The sequence below is a fragment of the Janthinobacterium sp. GW821-FHT03C10 genome (assembly GCF_059420865.1).
Window position 1 is genome coordinate 227,336 of record NZ_JBWKUN010000003.1, and the last position, 19,392, is coordinate 246,727.

Here is a 19,392-nt window from a genome sequence, read left to right on the forward strand (position 1 = left end):
CGATGAACGAAGCGGATAAGGGGCCGGATTCAGCGCTGGCGCGCGAGTGGCGGCGCTTGCGCGGCGATGTCTGGGACTTCGGCATGCTCAGCTGGATTCCGGTGGTGCTGTGCGGCATGCTGTGGCTGGTGTTTTCCGCCGGCATCGCACGCGACTTGCCCATCGTCGTCATCGATAACGACAACTCCACCTTGTCGCGCCAGCTCACGCGCTGGCTCGACGCGTCGCCCGGCATCGCCGTGGCGGCGAAAGTGGCGTCCAGCGACGAAGCCCTGCACCGGCTGCGCGAGCGCACGGCGTACGGCTACCTGCTGATTCCGAACGATTTCGAACAGAAACTGCTGGGCGGCCGGCAAGCCACCGTGCAATGGCTGTACAACGCGCAGTTTTCCTCGCACGCGGGCGCTTTGCTGCGCGACGTGCGCACGGTCAGCACGACCTTGTCGGCCGGCATCGAGATGACGGCGCGCGTCAAGAAGGGTATGTCGGGCGTGCAGGCGGCGGCCCAGTTCGAACCGATACGCACGACACTGAACAGTTTATATAACGAGAACATCAGCTATGAAGCGTTTCTGACCCTGGCCCTGATGCCGGCCATGCTGCAGATTTTCATCGTCGTCGCCGTCGTCACATCCATCGGACGCGAGTTGCGCGACGGCACGGTGCCCCAATGGCTGGCCTCGGCCAACGGCAGCTGGCTGCGCGCCGTGGGAGTCAAGCTGCTGTTTCCCGTGATCGCCTACTGCGTGCTGGCGCTGCTGTACTTGCTGTTCTTCAGCCTGGCGCGGGGCTGGGCCGTGGCGGGCAGCTTGCCAGCCTTGCTGCTGAGCATGCTGCTGCTGGTGCTCGCGTATTGCGGCCTGGCGACCCTGCTGATCGGCGCCACCCTGTCCCTGCGCCTGGCCCTGTCGGGCGCGGCATTTATTACCGCACCGGCCTTCGCGTTCGCGGGCCAGGCCTTCCCCTTGATGGCCATGCCGGCGCCAGCGCGCGCCTGGGCGGAAGCCTTGCCGCTCACGCATTATCTGCAGTTGCAAACGAAATACTGGTTGGCCGGCGCGCCGTGGCGCTATGGCGTGCAGGAAATGCTGATCTTGGCCGGCTTTGCCATCGGCTGCGGCGCCGTGGGCGTGTTCCTGCTGGCGCGCCGCGCGCATGCACCGGCGGCATGGGGGCGCGCATGATGTGGACCGCCTTTGTCGCCACCTGGCGCGCCATGCTGACGGACAAGGGCGCGCTGACCTTGCTGTTTATCGGCGGCATCATCTATTCCTTCTTCTATCCTTTGCCGTATTCGACGGAAATCGTCCAGCGCGTGCCCGTGGCCGTCGTCGACCAGGACCGCAGCGCCATGTCGCGCCAGCTCACGCGCTTCGCCATGGCCCATCCCTCATTGCAAGTCGTGGCCGTCACGCCGGACTTGCCCGTCGCGCAGGATTTATTGTGGCGCGACCAGGTCATGGGCGTGCTGATCCTTCCCGAAGGTTTGCAGACGGACGTGCTGGCCGGCCGCGCCGCGCATGCGCAGGTGGCGGGCAATGGCTTGTATCTGATGTTGAACAAGGTGGCCCTGAACGGCCTGGCGGAAGTGGTGGGCACGGTGTCGGCCGGCATCGAGCTCAAGCGCCTGGGCGCAGGCACGCCGTCGACCGTGCAGGCCAACCAGCAGCGCTCGCCCATCGCCTTCGACGCCGTGCCCTTGTTTAACGTCAAGGAAGGCTATGGCGCGTATGTCGTGCCCGGCGTAGCGACCTTGATCGTGCAGCAGACCTTGCTGATCGGCATGACCATGCTGTTCGGCACCTGGTATCAGCGCAAGACTTTCCCCGTGGCAGGCAAGCGCACGGCGGGCGGCTATGCGGGCATGCTGCTGGCGTTTGCCTGCGTGGCCTTCCTCAACTGCTGCTATTTCTTCGGCTTCGTCTTCTGGTTCCAGGATTACCCCCGTGGCGGCAACTTCGGCGGCATGCTCTTGCTGCTGGTGCTGTTCTCGCTGGCGGAGGCGGCGTTCGGCATGCTGCTGGGCATGCTGTTCCGCACGCGCGAGCGGGGCACGCAGCTGATGATCGCCACCTCGATGCCCGTGCTGTTCCTCGCGGGCCTGACCTGGCCCGTGTCGTCCATGCCCGTCGTGCTGCAATGGCTGCGCTGGCTGCTGCCTTCCACGGCCGGCATCCAGGGCTTTGTTGCGCTCAACCAGATGGGCGCCTCGCTGTATGAAATCCGCCATGAAGTGGCGGGCTTGCTGGCCTTGCTGCTGGCCTGCGTGGCACTGGGCTGGTGGCGCTGGCGCAAGGTGGAGGAAACCGTTGTCGATTTGAACAAGGCCGAAGGCACTTGATATGTAATAATTTCATTTCCACATTAAATAACAACGCCTGACAAAACCGACGCGCAGCAGGTTTTGACAGGTGTCAAGCAAACATGTCCGCCTTTAATCTGTTCCAGCGCCTGTCCCAAGCCCCCACCAAGCCCAAGGCCGCGCCCGCCGCGCGCCAGTTCGACGTGGCGGATCTGTACCAGGGCCCCATCGCGCTGGGAGCGGAAGGCGAGGCGCAAGCGCGGCCTTTCGATGAAAAGCTGCGCCAGGCGTATTTCTGGATCGTCAACCACGCCATCATCAGCCCCCATTACGACATCGAGTACAACGACGGTCCGTCGCAGACCTACTCCGTGGGCGACAGCCGCCGTACCCTGAATTTGCCGTCGGCGCAAAGCTATTCGAGTTTTATTTTGCTGCCCCTGCTGACGTTCGCCACGCGCCGCAAATGCCTGTTCGTCGGCGGGCCGGGGCGGGGCAAGACGGCCAGCGCGCTGCTGATGGGCGTGCTGGCCGGTTCGACGGTGAAAGAGGTGAAACGCGCGATGCAGCATGGCCACCCGCAGATGACGGTGGCCGACTTGCTCGGCAATCCACTGCCGGCGGACCTGGTCAACGCGCAAAGCATGGACGATATCCGCATCGCCTGGCGCGCCTGGCTGGGCATGCGCGTGAAGATCGTCGATGAATACAACCGCATCCCCACGCGCACGCAAAGCGCGCTGCTCACCGTGATGGGCGACAATTACGCGGAAGTGCTGAACCATATCTACGAGTGCCCGGAAGCGGCCTGGTACCTGACGGCCAACGACGATCAGGGCGGCGGCACGTATCAGGTGATCGAGGCGCTGCGCGACCGGGTCGACGTGACGGTGCAGGCGCTGGCCTTCAATCCCCGCTTCCTGAACGAATTGCTGCTGCGCGTGGAAGAAAACGTGCGTCCCGAAGAGCTGGTGCCGCCCGATATCATCTTCACGGAAGGGGAGGTAGACCAGATCGGTGTAGCGATCCGCCAGGTGGGCATACCCGACGCCGTGCGCCGCCGCCTGGAATTTTTTGCCAGCCAGTTCGAGCTGTTCGAGACGGCCGGCGGCCAGTTCGAATACATGACCAAGGATACGGCCCGTTTGGCCGGCGCCGACCGGGGCGCCGCGCAGGCGGCCGACAATGGGCGCGACCGTTTGAAGGATCTCGGTTGCCAGACCTTGAACGGCATCTCCGTGCGCACCCTGATGGCGCTCATGATCTACGCCAAGGCCATGGCTTATTTCCGCGGCAATGGCGAAGTGGAGCTGGAAGACTTGCGCCAGGTGCTGCCCTTCGTCCTGCATAACAAGCTGCAGCCGGACCCGGACGCGCCGTTTTTCGCGCTGCCGGAAAACGCCGCCTACCGCAGCGACAGATTGGGCTGGCTGCGCCGCCTGTTCGACCTGTCCAACGATGAATTCAACCGCCTGGACCTGGACCGCGACGATCCGGTGGGCGTGCTGTCGGCCGAATTCGACCTGGGCCTCGACGGCGTCAGCGAGCGCGAAACCCTGGCGCGCCTGAACCGCATCGAAAAGCTGATCGGCGAGCGCACGAAAGGGCGCAAGCTGTACGGCCCCCTGTACGACGACCTGCTCAAGCTCAAATACCTGCATCAGCGCTATACCAACTACCGCAGCTGGCTGCGTTCGCAATGAGCGTGCTGCACTGTCAAGGCTTCCTGGAAGCGCTGGCCATGCTCAATGGCGAGGCGAGCGACCTGTGCGCGAGCTACGAATTGTCACGCCTGCCCGACGCGCCGGACCTTGCCACGGCGCTGGGCCTGCGCGTGGAAGACCATGCCTTGCACGTCATCGCACCCGCACGCGACTTGCCGGCCCCCTTATGGCACATCAAGCTGGCGCCGTGCGGGCGCGCGCAGCTGGAGCAGGTGTGCCAGCGCTGGTTTTTCTCGTCGCGGCACATGCAGGCGGCGCCGCCGGGACGCTTTCGCGCGCAGCCGGTGGCAAGGTTCCTGGAGTTGCTCGATGAGGCGCTGGGCGGTTTTTCCCCGTACGCCGTGAGGATGACGCCGCCCGCCGGTTTCTGGTACGCGATCCACTGGGACGAGATCGCGTTCGAACTGGGCGATGAACGCTATCTGCTGCACTTTTCGCACAGCGACTGAGGGGCAACGATGATCTCTCCTGCCTTTGCCTCGATACTTGCCAGCGGCCGCGCCCAGTTCAATGCGCGCGCGGCGGAAGCGCGCCGGCGCTTTCCCTCGCTCGACATGGCCGCCTTCGGCGTCTTCTTGCACGACGGCGTCGATCCGCTGGTGGTCGCCGTGGCCGCCGCCGCGCCCGAGCGCGCGGGCAGCGTGACCCTGGCCGCCTACGACATGGCCCTGGAACTGGTGGGCCATGGGCTGGCCGGTCCGGCCGCAAAAAATCCCTTCCTCAATACCATCTGGCGCGAGCTGGCGCCATCGTTTGCGCCGCTGCTGGCCACTGCCCCTGTCGACGTGCTGGGCATGCTGAGCAACGCCGCCATCCACATCGCCTCCGTGGCGGGCGCGCGGCCCGCGCAGTGGCAGCGCGAGCTGGCCGCGCTGGCGGCGCGGATCGCCTCGCTGGCGCAGCTGCGCGCCGTGGGCCAGGTGCTGGCCTGGCGCGCGGGCGTCGCGCATTTCCGCCAGGGCGCGCTGACCGCCGCCGATACCTTGCCGCCCGCCTTGGCGCTGGCCGCCTTTGGCGAACCCGGCGCGCAATGGCCGCAGGTGCATGCGCAGTTGCTGGGCAATCCGTGGCGCGGCAATGCGGAGGGCCGGGAGTTCGGCAGCTTCACAGGCCTCGGTGGCGACTTCGGCACGCCGCCCCAGGTGCGCGCTGCGGCAGACGGATTTGTCGTGCGCAGCGCCGAGCACCATTACCTGCTGGTGGCCGACGCCTATGGCGCCGTGCTGCACAGCGCCACGGCGCAGGAGTTCGAGCAGGCGCAAACGGGCACGCCATCGGCCGTGCGCCTCGACGGGACGACCCTGCATCTCGGCGTGCGCCGCATCGAACTCGATGTGCCGGCCGGCGACATCGCCATCGCCGCCAATGCGCACACTATCGCCATCACGTCGCCGTGGACGCATGCGATCCGTTTGCTGCCGCTCGCATGAAGAAGGATGCCGACACCGCGCTGATCGACGCCTGGCGCGCCGCCTGGCCCGAGGCCCTGGCCGTGTGGAGCAAGTTCACGCGCCTGCGCGACCCCAGCCTGTGCGCCAGCCATGTCGAGGCCAGCAAGCAGGGCTTGTCCGGCAGCTTCGCCATGATCCGCCTGCTGGACCAGAGCGTGGTGGTGGACTTGCCGCTGGTGACGGAGCTGGGGCTGGACGGCTACGCGCTGGAAATCCTCGCCCATGAAATCGGCCACCATATCCTCGCGCCGGGCAGCGCCGGCGACCAGTTCCGTTTGCTGGCGCGCATGCGCCGCGCCTTGCCCACCCTGGAGCAGCACGCGCCCATGGTGGCCAATCTGTACACGGATATGTTCATCAACGACCGCCTGCAGCGCCAGGCGAATCTGCGCATGGCCGACATCTACCGCAAGCTGCAGCAGGGGCGCACGGCGCAAGCTGACGCAAAAAGCGGCGGCGTGTGGACCCTTTACATGCGCATCTATGAAAACCTGTGGCAGCTGGAAAAGGGAGAGCTGGGCGGCGCAGGGGCTGAGAACGAGGCCGACGAACGCCTGGACACGGATGCCTGGCTGGGCGCGCGCCTGATACGCGTGTATGCGAACGACTGGATGGTGGCGGCGGGGCGCTTCGCCACCTTGCTGCTGCCCTATCTGGTCGACGATACGGACGCTCTGAGCCCGAGCCGCTATCTGCAGGACACGCGCGACGCGGCCCGTGGCTGCCAGACGTATGGCGCGCAGCAGATCGAGGATGACGAGGAGGGCGGTGCCATCCACCCGGTGCACGACAAGCGCATTTCCGGCCTCGATGGCGAGGAGCCTCAAGGCGAGGCGCCGGCCAGGCAGGGCGGCGGCCAGCTGCGCGAACCGTTCGAGCTGGGCGACATTTTAAAAGCCTCGGGCATCGATCTGAGCGACCATGAAATCGCCATCCGCTACTACCGCGAGCGGGCCTTGCCGCACCTGGTGGCGTTTCCCAGCCGCCCCGCGCCCGAGTCGCAGGAGCCGCAGATGGAGGGGCTGGAAGCGTGGGAGATCGGCGACCCGCTCGAGGAAATAGACTGGCTGCAATCCGTGATGCAGTCGCCGCGCCCCGTGCCGGGCGTGACCACCGTGCGCCGCGTGTACGGCCGCGAACCGGCGCGCGCCATCGACGCCGTGCCCGTCGACCTGGACATGTACGTGGACAGTTCCGGCTCCATGCCGAACCCGCAGGCGCACACCTCGTTTTTGACACTGGCCGGCGCCGTCATCGCCCTGTCCGCCCTGCGCGCCGGCGCGAAAGTGCAGGTGACCCTGTGGAGCGGCAAGAACCAGGTGATGCAGACGCCCGGTTTCGTGCGCGATGAAGACCTGATCCTGGGCGTGCTGACGGAATTCTTTGGCGGCGGCACCTGCTTCCCCATCCACTGTCTGCGCCAGACCTATGCGGCCAAGCGCGAACGGCCCGCGCACATCCTGATGATTTCCGACGACGGCATCACCACCATGTTCGACAAGGATGAACTGGGCAACAGCGGCTGGGATATCTCGGCGAAAGCGCTGGCCCGGGGCGGCGCGGGCGGCACCATGGCCCTGAACCTGGCGCGCGACTGGGATGGCGCGGCGAGTCACAAGTGGCTGCAGCAGACCTATGACGACCTGAAACGCGCGCGCCGCGAGCAGGACTGGGATATCCATGCCGTCGAGCGCTACGAGGACTTGCTGGACTTTGCGCGGGCGTTCAGCCGGCGCCACTATAGACAACCATGACATGCAGACTCCCGGACCCCACCTCGAAACCCTGACCCACCGCCTGGCCGACACGCCCGTCGAATTCCTCGGCGAGCCCCGTATCGCCGGCGTCGCCAATGCGCAGGCCGTGGCGGTGGCCGCGCTGGTCAACGACATTTTGCTGCTGCATGGCGCGCGCGCGCCGGCCGCGTCACTGCAGGGTTTTGTCGGCGCGCAGGTCAAGGCGGACCGCAACCGCCTGGCGCTGGCCATGATCGTCTGCTGGCTGCTGGCCGATGAGTGGTTCATCGCACAGCGGTTGCCGCAGCATGATCTGCTGCAGGTGCTGGGCGAGGCGGCGCGCGAACTGGCCGCCAGTACGCCGGCCCACCAGTTCACGCAAGACCCGGAGCGGCGCGAGGAACTGGCGCGCATCGTGCTGGCACGCCTGGGCTTTCGGCCCCGCGACGAAAGCGTGGCGCAAGCTACGGACCGATTGTCCGCCATCAGCGGCACGGAGCGCCGCCGCCTGCTCGAGGCGAGCCGTCTGGCCGAGCAGCGCGCGCGAGAGATCCGCGAGGCGCTGGCGAAGAAGGCGGCCGAGGAGTCGGCCGACAAGTGGTCGCGCGAATGACGCTCGCTGGCAAACCTGACGTCAACCTGCCCGGCGGCGCGTGGGAATCGGACCGCGACTATTGTCCCACCCTGACGCCGGCGGGCGCGCGCATGCTGGACAAACTGCGCAGCCATCCTTGCGCGCCCCGGTACCGCAACCGCAGCGGCAACAAGCTGCAGGCGGCGGAAGTCGACGCCCTGCGCGCCTACGAGCAGGAAGTCATGCAGGCGGCGATCGGCTGGAGCGCCGATGCGCCGCCGACCTGGCTGGCGGAGTTTCTCAGGACGGCCTACGCCACGGTGCCGCATTACCGCGCCTGCGGCTCGCCCCCCGCGCGCCTTGCGGACGTGGCGCCCGTCAGCCGCGCCGAGCTGGCGCACGATATCGCCGCCTTCGTGCCCGACGAGGCGGACCTGGCGCGCATGATCAACTTCCAGACGACGGGCACCACGGGCCACCCCTTGCTGATCGCCTCGCACCCGCTGGTGGCGGGGCGCTACCTGGCCTTCCACAAGCGCGCGCTGCGCCGCTTCGGCGTGACTCTGCGCCATGGCGCGGGCCAGGTGGGCGTGATGCTGCTGGGGCACCAGCGCCGCTGCTTCACCTATGTCTCCGTCACGCCGACGATGAACGAATCGGGCCTGGCGAAGATCAACCTGCACGTGGACGACTGGCGCCAGCCTGAAGACCGCGCGCGCTACCTCGATGCCATGGCGCCCGAGCTGATCGCGGGCGACCCCATCTCGTTCGCCGAGCTGCTGACCTTGCCCATGACGCACAAGCCGGCCGCGCTGCTTTCCGTCTCGATGATGCTGTTGCCCGGCATGCGCGCGCGCCTGGAAGCGGCGTTCGGCTGCCCCGTGCTCGACATCTATTCGCTCAACGAGGTGGGGCCGGTGGCCGTGTACGACGAGCGGGCGGGCGGTCACGTGCTGCTGCAGCACCGGCTGTACGTGGAAATCCTCGACGCGGATGGCCGTCCCGTGCCCGATGGAGTCCGTGGCGAGATCACGGTGACGGGCGGTTTCAATTTTTGCCTGCCCCTCGTGCGCTACCGCACGGGCGACTACGCCTCGCTGGCGCATGGCCCCGACGGTCCCGTGCTGGTGGGGCTGGCGGGACGCAGCCCCCTGCGCTACAGGACGGTCAACGGCGAGTGGATCAACAATATCGACATCACGCATGCCTTGAAACCGCTGGCCATCGCCCTGTTCGGCGTGCATCAGCATGGCGACGGCAGCGTCGTGCTGCGCCTGGCGCCGGGCGCCATGCCGCAGGCCGGCCAGGCGCGCGCCTTGCTGGCGCCCTTTTTCGGCGCCATCACGGTCGAGACCTTGCTGGCGGAAGACAAGATCATTCAATACACCTCGGATTTGCAGGAAGCGGCAGCATGAACCTTTATAAGCGCGGCCTCGTGGTCGGCAAATTCTGCCCGCTGCACCTGGGCCACGAGTTGTTGATCAACCGTGCGCAAGACGCTTGCGAAGAGCTGCTGGTGGTCAGCTACACCAAGCCGGAATTTCCCGGCCTGGAACCGGCGCGCCGGGAACGGTGGCTGCGCGCGCAATTCCCGCAGGCGCACGTCGTCGTGCTGGACGATGCGCGCCTGGCCGCCCTGTGCGCGGCGCGCGGCATGCCGGCGCGCGCGCTGCCGCACAACGACGCCGATGGCGAACTGCATCGCCATTTCATGGGCTGGCTGTGCTGGACGGTGCTGGACTTGCCCGTCGATGCCGTCTTCACCAGCGAAGAGTATGGTCCCGGCTTCGCGCAGGTGCTGGAACGGCATTATGCAAGCGGGCCGGTGGCGCACGTCAGCGTGGACCAGGCGAGGAGCCTGGTCCCCGTGTCCGGCACCCTCGTGCGGCAAGACCCGCAGGCGCACGGCGCCTTCCTGTCGCCCGTTGTGCGCGCCGATTTTGTCACGCGCGTGTGCGTGCTCGGCGGCGAGTCGAGCGGCAAGACGACCCTGGCGCAAGCGCTGGCGGCGCATTTCGATACCGGCTGGGTGGCCGAATACGGCCGAGAGCTATGGGAAAACCAGGATGGCGTGCTGGCCTATGAGGATTTGCTGAAGATCGGCCGGGAACAGCTGCGCCGCGAAGCGCAGGCGCTGTTGGCTGCGCGGCGCTGGCTGTTTTGCGATACCTCGCCCATGACCACGTATTTTTACTGCGTCGAGATGTTCGGCAGGGCCGAGCAGGAACTGGCCCGGCTGGCCGAACACCGCTACGACCTGGTGCTGCTGTGCGCCCCCGACTTTCCCTTCATCCAGGATGGCACCCGCCGCGACGAGGATTTTCGCGCGCGCCAGCATGCGTGGTACCAGGCCGAATTGGCGCGGCGGGGGATCGCCTTTATCAATGTGTCTGGTTCGGTGGACGACAGGATCAGGCATGTGGAAAAAGTGCTGGCGGGATCTTAATGACGGATGCGCGGCGGTGTCGGATTACGCTGCGCTAATCCGACCTACGTTGTTGCCACGGCGGCGCACGCGGATACCGCCGCGTAGGTCGGATTAGCGGCGCATGCCGTGTAATCCGACGACATTGCTATAGCGCCCACCGTGCAGGTTGGTGATGCTGGCGCGGCCGCCTGACTGGACATGGCACCGGATTATGGCATGAAGTCCCCTCCAGGCGGTGTGCGTCTCAGGCCGCGTTCAAGGCCTGTTCCAGGTCTTCGCGCAAGTCGTCGATATGCTCGATGCCGACGGACAGGCGCAGCATGTCTTCGGACACGCCCGCCTTGGCCAGTTCCTCGGGATTGAGCTGGCGGTGCGTGGTGGAGGCAGGGTGCGTGGCCAGCGACTTGGCGTCGCCGATGTTGACCAGGCGCGTAAACAGCTGCAGGGCGTCGAGCACGCGGGCGCCGGCCGCGCGCGGGTCTTCGCCGGCGGCCAGTTTCAGGCCGAAGGACAGGATGCCCGAGGCGCGGCCGTGCATGTATTTTTTCACCAGCGCGTGGTCCGGGTGGTCTTCCAGGCCCGCGTAATTGACCCACGCGACTTTCGGATGCTGCTTCAGGTGCTTGGCCAGGGCCAGCGTGTTGTCGCAGATGCGGTCCATGCGCAGGGCCAGGGTCTCGATGCCCTGGATCAGCTGGAAGGCGGAGAGGGGCGAAATGGCTGCGCCCATGTTGCGCAGCGGGACGACGCGCGCGCGGCCGATGAAGGCGGCGGGGCCGAATGCTTCCGTGTAGACCACGCCGTGGTAGGACACGTCTGGTTCGTTCAGGCGCTTGAAGCGCTGCTTGTGCTCGGCCCAGGGGAACTTGCCGCTGTCGACGATGGCGCCGCCCACGGTGGTGCCGTGGCCGCCCAGGTACTTGGTCAGCGAATGGACGACGATGTCGGCGCCATGCTCGATGGGACGGAACAGATAGGGGCTCGGCACGGTGTTATCGACGATCAGCGGGATGCCGTGCGCATGCGCGATCTCGGCTAGCTTGGCCACGTCCGTCACGTTGCCCAGCGGGTTGCCGATCGATTCGCAGAAGATGGCCTTGGTGCGCGCATCGATCAGGGCGGCGAAGCTCTCGGGCTGGCGCGCATCGGCGAAGCGCACTTCGATGCCGATCTGCGGCAGAGTGTGGGCAAACAGGTTGTAGGTGCCGCCATACAGCTGGCTGGCGGAGATGAAATTGTCGCCCGCTTCGGCGATGGTCTGGATCGCGTAGGTAATCGCCGCCATGCCCGACGCGACGGCCAGCGCGGCCACGCCGCCTTCCAGCGCCGCGACCCGCTTTTCCAGCACGTCCTGCGTGGGGTTCATGATGCGCGTGTAGATATTTCCGGCGACCTTGAGGTCGAAGAGGTCGGCGCCATGCTGGGCATTGTCGAAGGCGTATGCCACGGTCTGGTAGATGGGGACGGCGGCGGCCTTGGTGGTCGGGTCGGGGGTGTAGCCGGCGTGCACGGCCAGGGTTTCGATTCTCATGTGGTCTCCGGTTCGATTGGTCTGCGATGGTGAAGCGTTTGAAATTCGCAGCCATTGTGCCATGCCCCCGTTAACTGCTTGCTACGCTTGATAGAATATTAAGTCATAAGCTAGTGCGGTCTTGATATAAGTCATGCAGCTCCGTCTGGCCGATAAACCGTTCATGCGTGCCATGCTGTGCGCAGGCGAATGCTCCGCCGATGGCGCCGCGGCGCATGGCGTCCTCCAGCGGCAGTCCTGCCAGCCAGGCGTGTAAAAAGGCGGCCACGAACGAGTCGCCGGCGCCGTTCGTGTCCACCACGGGCAGCGTCAAGCCTGCCGTCGGAGTGTGGCGCACGGACGCGCTGCCCCGTTCCAGCAGGTAGGCGCCGTGCGCGCCGGCCATGGCGATGACGGCTTGCGCGCGGCCTTGCGAAATAATTGCGCGCATGACGGACTCCGTACGTTCGCCCAGCGCCGCCGTGCTGAGGAAGACCAGGTCGGCGCGCAGCGCGAAGACCTTGTGGTGCGGGTTGACGCCATCCCAGTCGTGCAGGTCGGTCGATACCGTCGTGCCGCACGTCAGCGCATCGTCAAACAGTTCGGCCACCCAGCCCATGATGGAAAAGTGCGCGTGGCGCGCCGGCCCCAGGTAGGGAAGATAAAAAGCGGCGGGCATGCGCACGTCTTCCGGGTGGCGGCCGTCGTACAGCGACAGCCGGCGCCCCTGCGGGTCGACCAGGTTGACGCTGCGCCGCGTGCCCGACGGTTCGACGATGTGTGAAAAATCGAGTCTGGCATCTTTATAGCGCTGCAGGATGGCCGCGCCTTGCGCATCGTCGCCGATGAAATCGATGAACTTGCAGCGCAGGCCCAGCGCGTGGCAGCCGAGCGCCACGCCATTGCCCGTGTGCGCCACGTAGTCGCGGATGGGCGGCACGTGCAGCGAATCGGCCACGGGCAATTGCAGGTCGGGGACGCGCACGATGGTGTCGATGCCGGCGCCGCCGACCACTAAAATATCATAGGTACTCATGGTGCCGCCTTTTCCAACAGGACGGTGCCGGCCGCGTTCACCGCGACGGCGCCATCTTTGACTAAGTATGTTTGATGCGTGTACGCGTCGCGCAGCAGGGCGCCATCGGCGAAGACACCGTGGACTTTCAACGAGACGAGGCCCTGCGCCTCGGGCGCGGCGATGACGGCGTCATCCTGCGTCACGCGGGCGAACGCATACGGTTTTTCATCGATCAGGCGATGCGCGCCGCGCGCCAGGGCAGGGTGGCGCAAACGGAACTGGCCCAGCTTGCGCGCATGCGCCAGCGTCGCCGCATCGAGCGAGCCCCAGTTCATGCTTGACCGCGTGGCCTGCTGTTCGTCGCCGATGGGCGCCGCGCCAGGCTGGCGGGCGCTTTCGTCGCCATAGAACAGCTGCACGCCGCCCGGCGCCAGCAGCAGCGCGGACAAGCCGTGCTTCAATCGCTCGCGCGGGAACAGGCTGGTGTCGTGCGAGGAGATGTACGACAGGATGTCGTAATGGGGCTCATTGCCAATGCGCTTGGCCAGCAGCCCCGCGTACTGGCGGTACACGCCGTCGATGCTTTTCCAGTCGCCGCCGGCGCGGTGTTGAAAGTCGAAATTGATCATCGAATCGAAGCCGGCATCAAACCAGCTGCTGCGCTCGGGGCCATGGCCCCACGCTTCGCCCGTCATCCAGAACGGTGCGTCGTCGATCTTCTGTTCCGGATGGCGCGTTTTCCAATCTTGTAATGCCTCCGTGGCAGCCGCGCGCAGGGCCAGCCAGCTGGCCGGCTCCGCGTGCTTGACGGTGTCGGCCCTGAAACCGTCGACGCCGAATTCGCGCACCCAGTCCGCCAGCCAGTGGACCAGATAGCCGCGCACCGTGGTATCGGGCAGGGCCACGGCGCGCGTGTCGCTTTTACGTTGCAGGATGGGCGGCAAGCCCACGGCCTTGCCGCTCTCCGTGCGGAAGTCGGGCAGGTAGGCCAGCTGCATCGTGTAGTCGTCCTTGCCGCCGTCGGAATAGCCGGGCAAGCCGGCGCGCACCCAGTCCGGGCCCCACCACTGCTTGAATTCGAAGTTGTTGTAGTCGATGAAGCTGTGATAATCGCGCAGGGTGGCCTTGTCATGGCCGGGCCACAGCACGGGCACCTTGTATTGCGCCAGGGTGCGCAAGTCCGCGTAGCCGGGATGGTTCAGCACCACATCGAACAGCACGCGGATGCCTTGCGCGTGCGCCGTGGCGATCATCTCGCGCAGCTCGTCTCGCGTGCCCATGTTGGCGTCCATGGTGGTGTAATCGAGCGCCCAGTAGCCGTGGTAGGCGTAGTGCTGGAATTGCTGCTTGCCGCCCACCACCCAGCCGTGGATCTGCTCGTAGGGCGCCGTGATCCATAGCGCGTTGACGCCCAGGTCGCGGAAATAGCCGGCTTTCAGCTGCTGCGTGATGCCGGCGATGTCGCCGCCGTGAAAGCTGCCCACGTCGCCGCCTTGCGGGTCGGCGGCGCGGCCGTAAGAATTGTCGTTGCCGGGATTGCCGTTGGCGAAACGGTCCGTCACGGCAAAGTAGACAATGGGGTTGTCGGCGAAGCTGAAGCTGAAGCTGCCTGCCTGCGCCGAAGCGCTGAGTAACAGGGCGGCCAGCGTAGTCAGGGAGCGTCGCATGTCAGCCCTTCACGCCGCCAGCCGTCAGGCCGGAGATCATCCATTTTTGCGCCAGCAGGAACACGGCCGTGATGGGCAAGCCGGACAGAATGGCCGCCGCGGCGAAGTCGCCCCAAAGGTATTTTTGCTCGTACAGGAACAGTTTCGAGCCGACGGCCAGGGTCAGGTTGTTCTGTTCATGCAGCAGCACGGACGCGATCGGGTATTCGATGATGGCGCCGATGAAGGACAACAAAAACACCACCATCAGGATGGGCACCGTCATCGGCAGCAGCACGTAGACGAAGGCCTGCCACTGCGTGGCGCCGTCGACCTTGGCCGCTTCCTCGATCTCGACGGGAATGGTTTGATAGTAGCCCTTGATGGTCCAGATATGCAGCGCGATGCCGCCCGTGTAGGCCAGCACCAGGCTGCCGTGGTGGTCGATGCCCAGCCACGGCACGTAGCTGCCCAGCACGTCGAAGATGGCGTAGATGGCCACCAGGGCCAGCACGGCGGGGAACATCTGCAGCAGCATCAGCGCGGACAGCGTCTGCGACTTGAAGCGGAATTGCATGCGCGCGAACGCATACGCGCAGGTGGTCGACAGCAGCACGGTGACGGTGGCGCTCATGCTGGCCACCTTGATGGAGTTCCACAGCCACAGCAGCACGGGAAAGTCCGGCTCGACGAGGGCGCCGTTGGGCGCCTGGTAAGACATGCCCAGCGCCAGTCGCCAGTGCTCGAAGCTGATCTCGGGCGGTATCAGACTGCCCGAGGCGAAGTTGCCTGGGCGTAATGAAATCGACAGGATCATCAGGAAGGGAAACATCACCAGCGCGATCAGCGCGATCACGGCGACGTGGGCCGCCAGGATGCGCCAGCGGTTGGAACGGTCGACAACGATAGCCATATGCTGTCCTTTATGCTTTGTTCATGCGCGTCAGGCGCATGTTGACCAGCGAAATCGCGGCCACGAGGAAGAAGATCAGGGTCGAGATGGCAGCGGCCAGGCCAAAGTTCTGGCCGGAATCCTCGAACGCGATGCGGTAGGTGTAGGACACGAGCAAGTCCGTCGTGCCGGCCGGTAACGTCGTGTCGAGGAAATCGGGACGCCCGCCCGTCAGCAAGCTGATCAAGACAAAATTATTGAAATTGAAGCCCAGGCTGGCCACCATCAGCGGCGTCAGCGGTTTGATGATCAGCGGCAAGGTGATCTTGAAGAAATTCGTCAGCGGTCCCGCGCCGGCCAGGGCCGACGCTTCGTACAGGTCCGACGGGATCGCCTTGATCAAGCCCATGCACACGACCATCATGTAGGGATAGCCGAGCCAGGTGTTGACGATCAGGATCATCGCCTTGGCCAAGGTGGTGTCCGAGAACCAGGCGGGCTTGATGCCGAACAGGGCGTCGAGCACCAGGTTGATTTCGCCGAAGTTGTTATTGAACAGCCCCTTGAAGACCAGGATGGAAATGAAACCGGGCACGGCGTACGGCAGGAACAGCAGGGTGCGGTACAGGCCGCGGAAGCGCAGTGCATCCCAGTTCAAGAGCACGGCCAGCACCATGCCCAGGCCCGTCGTGGTGGCCACGCTGATCAGGGCGAAAACGATGGTCCAGACGAAAATGCGCAGGAAGGGGCCGCGGAACGCTTCATCGGAAAAGATTTTCACGAAGTTGGCAAAGCCCACATTGACCTTGAAACCCGGTTCCAGTTTCGTGCCGTCCGGCATTTCATAAAAGCCCGTCTTGAAGTTCGGCGTCACGAGTTCGCCCGTGGCGACTTTTTTGAGGGTCTTGTCCGGCAATTGCTTGTAGACATGCGCGACGGGACCGAATTCGCGCAAGCCCACCATGCGCAGCTCGATCTTGTTCGGCAGGACCAGGGTGAGCAGCTTCAAGTCCTTTTGCAGGGCGATGATGTCCTTGATGGGCAGGGCAGGGGCCAGCACGGGCGCCTGCACGGGGTCAGCCGGCGCCACGTCCACCTTCAGCGGGACGGCGCGCTTCAGGGCTAGCGGCGGCGTCAGCAGCACTTCGCCCGTGTCCGGGCTTTCCAGGCGCAAGCGGTATTCCTTGTTGTCGGCATGCACGGTCATGGCATAGCCGGCGCTTTCCACGCGCTGCGTCTCGTCGAGCAGGTATTGCGTGGCCCTGTCGTAGGTGAGCAGGTTGCGCGAGCTGAAATTGGTAAAGCCGATCGACACCGTGTACACCATCGGCAACAGCACGAAGACGATCACCGCCGTGATGCCGGGAAACAGATAACGGTAGGCATAGGCGCGCGGCGACGTGAAGACAAACGTCGTCAAGGTCAGCAAGCCGAGGAAAACGGCGGCCAGCATGGTCTGGCCGGAAATGTACAACATGAAGAGCAGATACAGACCCAGCGCCATGCTGATGGTCAATACCGTAGGGCCGATAAACTTGCGCACGATGGGATACCTGTAGTGATACGTAGGTCGGATTTGGCCCAAAGGGCCGTAATCCGACAACATTGTTGGCGGCACATGTCGGATTACGCGCTACACGCTAATCCGACCTACGCTCAATCAAAATATGGCTTAATTGGCGGTCGTAATCCGCTTCGCCGCCGCATCCAGGCCATCCTTGGTGCTCTGACGGCCTTGGGTGATGTTTTCCAGCGCCGATTGCATCGACGACCAGAAGCGGCCCATTTCCGGGTTGTTCGGCATCGGGCGGCCCGCTTGCGCGCTTTCCATCGTCGCCTGGATGTTCGGATTGGCTTTCAATTCCGCGAACAGCACCTTGTTCGCCGGCGTGCCCAGCGGGACGTCGGCATTGATGGTTTTCAGGCCGTTGATCTGCAGCATCTGGTTTTCCAGGAATTCCGTCGCCAGGTCCTTGTTCGGGCTGGCCTTGGAAATCATCGCGCCCAGCACGCCCACGAATGGGGTGGCCGTCTTGCCTGCCACGGTAGGAATCGTTGCCACGCCGTAATTGATCTTCGATTTGCGCGCATTGTCCCACGACCATGGACCGTTGATCATCATGGCGATCTTGCCCTGGTTGAAACCCGCTTCCATTTCCGCGTAGCCGGCGCCCTTCGGCATCGCGCCGCTGTTGATCAGGGTCATCAACGCGTTCACGCCGGCTTGCGAACCGGCATTGTTCACGCCCGTCTTGGCTGCATCGTAGCGGCCGTCGGACTTGACTTCAAACGGGAAGCCGCCGCCCGCGCCCAGCAAAGGCCACGTGAAATAGGTATTCGTGTAATCCCACAGGATGGCTTTCTTGCCTTGCGCGGAGAGTTTCTTGTCCAGCGCGGCGATTTCCTCGAAGGTCTTTGGCGGGGTCGGCACCAGATCCTTGTTGTAGACGAGGGCGACGGCTTCGATCGAGATCGGGTAGCCCCAGGTCTTGCCGCCCACGGTGAAGGCGTTCCAGGCCAGCGGCAGGATGGCGGCGCGCGCTTCCTTACTTGGCGTCACTGGTTGCAGCAAGCCCGCGTCGATCCAGGTGCCGATGCGGTCATGCGGCCAGATCCAGATGTCCGGGCCCTTGCCGGCGGCGGCCGCTTGCTGGAATTTGTTCGGCGCATCTTCCGGATGCTCGACGACGACCTTGATGCCCGTCTTCTTGGTGAATTCCTCACCGACCTTGGCCAGGCCCTTGTAGCCTTTGTCGCCATTGATCCAGATCAACAGGGTGCCTGCTTCGGCCGCGTTTGCCATGCTGACGGCGGCCAGGTTGCCGATGCCGGCCAGGGCGGCGGCGATCAGGGTGGTTTTGATGAAGCTGCGTTTCGGGTGCGTGAAGGACATGTCAATCTCCAGTATCTTTTTTTATGCTAAGTTTATGTTGAGTATCAAGGCTGAAACGATGCAACCAGGCCAGGCGGCGCCTGTAGCGCCTGGCCCCTAAAGCGGATAGATCAGGTGCGGGTCTGGCCGTGTTCGTCGAACACGTGGACACGGGCGGGCGCCACCTGCAGAGATACGGACTGGCCAATCGCCCAGTCCGTATCCGCATCGGCGCGCACCACCAGCGGCTCGTCGCCGCCGGGCACGTGCACATACAGATAGCTGATATCGCCCAGCTTTTCCACCGCCTGCACGGTGGCCGTGATGGCGGCAGCGGCGCCGGGCGCGCACGCCTGCACGTGCTCGGGGCGCGCGCCGACGGTGACGGGCATACCGCTGGCCAGCGGCTGCGTCAACGCCGCCTGCAGCATGCCGCCCGCATTCGTGGCGACGGTGGCCACGCCGTCGACATAGCTGTGGATCTTGCCTTTAAGGAAGTTCATGCGGGGCGAACCGAGGAAGCCGGCCACGAACAGGTTGGCGGGATGGTGGTACAACTCCAGCGGCGCGCCCACCTGCTCGATGCGTCCCGCGTTGAGCACGACGATGCGGTCGGCCAGGGTCATCGCTTCGACCTGGTCATGCGTGACGTAGATCATGGTCGAGCGCAATTCACGGTGCAGATTCGCCAGTTCGATGCGCATCTGCACGCGCAAGGAGGCATCCAGGTTCGACAGCGGCTCGTCGAACAGGAAGACGTCGGGCTTGCGCACGATGGCGCGGCCGATGGCCACGCGCTGGCGCTGGCCGCCCGACAAGTCTTTCGGTTTGCGTTCCAGCAAAGGTTCGATGCGCAGGATCTGCGCGGCGCGCTGCACGGCGTCGGCAATCTGGACCTTGCTCATGCCGGCCAGTTTCAAGCCGAAGGCCATGTTCTGTGCCACGCTCATGTGCGGGTACAGGGCGTAGCTCTGGAATACCATGGCGATGCCGCGCTTGGCGGGCGGCACGTCGTTCATGCGCGTCTTGCCGATGAATAAGTCGCCGCCGCTGATTTCTTCCAGGCCGCAGATGCTGCGCAGCAAGGTGGATTTGCCGCAACCCGACGGGCCCACGAAGACCATGAATTCGCCATCGGCGATCTCCAGGTCGATGCCATGCAGGGTTTGCACGTCGCCATATGCCTTCTTCAGCCCTGCTAATTTCAGTCCTGCCATGTCGTCCTCACTGTGTCTATCC

General features: G+C 65.0%; 16 protein-coding genes. 9 read left to right on the forward strand and 7 right to left on the reverse strand.

All coding sequences use genetic code 11. The annotated features are described in order from the left end of the window. Nucleotides 1-2: 2 nt before the first annotated feature. The 9 genes from AC07VH_RS12200 (at nucleotide 3) to AC07VH_RS12240 (ending at nucleotide 10,233) form a co-directional block, all read left to right on the forward strand. Nucleotides 3-1,184 carry an ABC transporter permease gene (locus AC07VH_RS12200; RefSeq protein WP_494788018.1) on the forward strand — a complete coding sequence of 394 codons (1,182 nt, stop codon included), beginning with the start codon at nucleotides 3-5 and terminating at the stop codon, nucleotides 1,182-1,184. Further along, nucleotides 1,181-2,341 carry an ABC transporter permease gene (locus AC07VH_RS12205; RefSeq protein ID WP_494788019.1) on the forward strand — a complete coding sequence of 387 codons (1,161 nt, stop codon included), beginning with the start codon at nucleotides 1,181-1,183 and terminating at the stop codon, nucleotides 2,339-2,341. Before AC07VH_RS12200 ends, AC07VH_RS12205 begins: the two co-directional genes overlap by 4 nt. 83 nt (nucleotides 2,342-2,424) lie before the next feature. Further along, complete coding sequence (locus AC07VH_RS12210; RefSeq protein ID WP_489628064.1) at nucleotides 2,425-4,005, forward strand: AAA family ATPase; 1,581 nt, start codon at nucleotides 2,425-2,427, stop codon at nucleotides 4,003-4,005. Between the two features lie 2 nt (nucleotides 4,006-4,007). After that, on the forward strand, nucleotides 4,008-4,475 hold the full coding sequence (locus AC07VH_RS12215) for a hypothetical protein (RefSeq protein WP_494788020.1): 468 nt from the start codon (nucleotides 4,008-4,010) through the stop codon (nucleotides 4,473-4,475). Between the two features lie 9 nt (nucleotides 4,476-4,484). Further along, nucleotides 4,485-5,456, forward strand: coding sequence for a hypothetical protein (locus tag AC07VH_RS12220; RefSeq protein WP_494788021.1), 972 nt, complete (start codon nucleotides 4,485-4,487; stop codon nucleotides 5,454-5,456). Next, nucleotides 5,453-7,231 carry a VWA domain-containing protein gene (locus AC07VH_RS12225; RefSeq protein ID WP_494788022.1) on the forward strand — a complete coding sequence of 593 codons (1,779 nt, stop codon included), beginning with the start codon at nucleotides 5,453-5,455 and terminating at the stop codon, nucleotides 7,229-7,231. The genes AC07VH_RS12220 and AC07VH_RS12225 overlap by 4 nt, the downstream gene beginning before the upstream one ends. Before the next feature lies 1 nt (nucleotide 7,232). Continuing rightward, nucleotides 7,233-7,826, forward strand: a complete 594-nt coding sequence (locus AC07VH_RS12230; protein ID WP_494788023.1) for a hypothetical protein — start codon at nucleotides 7,233-7,235, stop codon at nucleotides 7,824-7,826. Beyond that, on the forward strand, nucleotides 7,823-9,202 hold the full coding sequence (locus AC07VH_RS12235) for an AMP-binding protein (protein ID WP_494788024.1): 1,380 nt from the start codon (nucleotides 7,823-7,825) through the stop codon (nucleotides 9,200-9,202). Before AC07VH_RS12230 ends, AC07VH_RS12235 begins: the two co-directional genes overlap by 4 nt. Then, entirely contained in the window at nucleotides 9,199-10,233 is a 1,035-nt protein-coding gene (locus AC07VH_RS12240; RefSeq protein ID WP_494788025.1) for an AAA family ATPase, read from the forward strand. The genes AC07VH_RS12235 and AC07VH_RS12240 overlap by 4 nt, the downstream gene beginning before the upstream one ends. Before the next feature lie 226 nt (nucleotides 10,234-10,459). On the opposite strand, the gene AC07VH_RS12245 is transcribed toward AC07VH_RS12240, so the two are convergent. The 7 genes from AC07VH_RS12245 to AC07VH_RS12275 form a co-directional block, all read right to left on the reverse strand. Next, nucleotides 10,460-11,746 (reverse strand): O-acetylhomoserine aminocarboxypropyltransferase/cysteine synthase family protein, encoded by a 1,287-nt coding sequence (locus tag AC07VH_RS12245; protein WP_475416495.1) that lies wholly within the window; start codon nucleotides 11,744-11,746, stop codon nucleotides 10,460-10,462. Between the two features lie 103 nt (nucleotides 11,747-11,849). After that, nucleotides 11,850-12,761: a carbohydrate kinase family protein gene (locus AC07VH_RS12250; protein ID WP_494788026.1), complete on the reverse strand. Its 912-nt coding sequence runs from the start codon at nucleotides 12,759-12,761 to the stop codon at nucleotides 11,850-11,852. Next, nucleotides 12,758-14,410, reverse strand: a complete 1,653-nt coding sequence (locus tag AC07VH_RS12255; RefSeq protein WP_494788027.1) for an alpha-amylase family glycosyl hydrolase — start codon at nucleotides 14,408-14,410, stop codon at nucleotides 12,758-12,760. The genes AC07VH_RS12250 and AC07VH_RS12255 overlap by 4 nt, the downstream gene beginning before the upstream one ends. A 1-nt stretch (nucleotide 14,411) precedes the next feature. Beyond that, entirely contained in the window at nucleotides 14,412-15,302 is an 891-nt protein-coding gene (gene malG / locus AC07VH_RS12260) for a maltose ABC transporter permease MalG (RefSeq protein ID WP_070218276.1), read from the reverse strand. A 10-nt stretch (nucleotides 15,303-15,312) separates the two neighbouring features. Next, nucleotides 15,313-16,824, reverse strand: coding sequence for a maltose ABC transporter permease MalF (gene malF, locus AC07VH_RS12265; RefSeq protein WP_409026685.1), 1,512 nt, complete (start codon nucleotides 16,822-16,824; stop codon nucleotides 15,313-15,315). Nucleotides 16,825-16,953: 129 nt separating this feature from the next. Then, on the reverse strand, nucleotides 16,954-18,174 hold the full coding sequence (gene malE / locus AC07VH_RS12270; protein WP_494788028.1) for a maltose/maltodextrin ABC transporter substrate-binding protein MalE: 1,221 nt from the start codon (nucleotides 18,172-18,174) through the stop codon (nucleotides 16,954-16,956). Nucleotides 18,175-18,284: 110 nt separating this feature from the next. Continuing rightward, the gene (locus AC07VH_RS12275) at nucleotides 18,285-19,370 is read right to left on the reverse strand and encodes an ABC transporter ATP-binding protein (protein ID WP_494788029.1); all 1,086 of its coding nucleotides are present in this window, start codon (nucleotides 19,368-19,370) and stop codon (nucleotides 18,285-18,287) included. Between the last annotated feature and the right edge of the window lie 22 nt (nucleotides 19,371-19,392).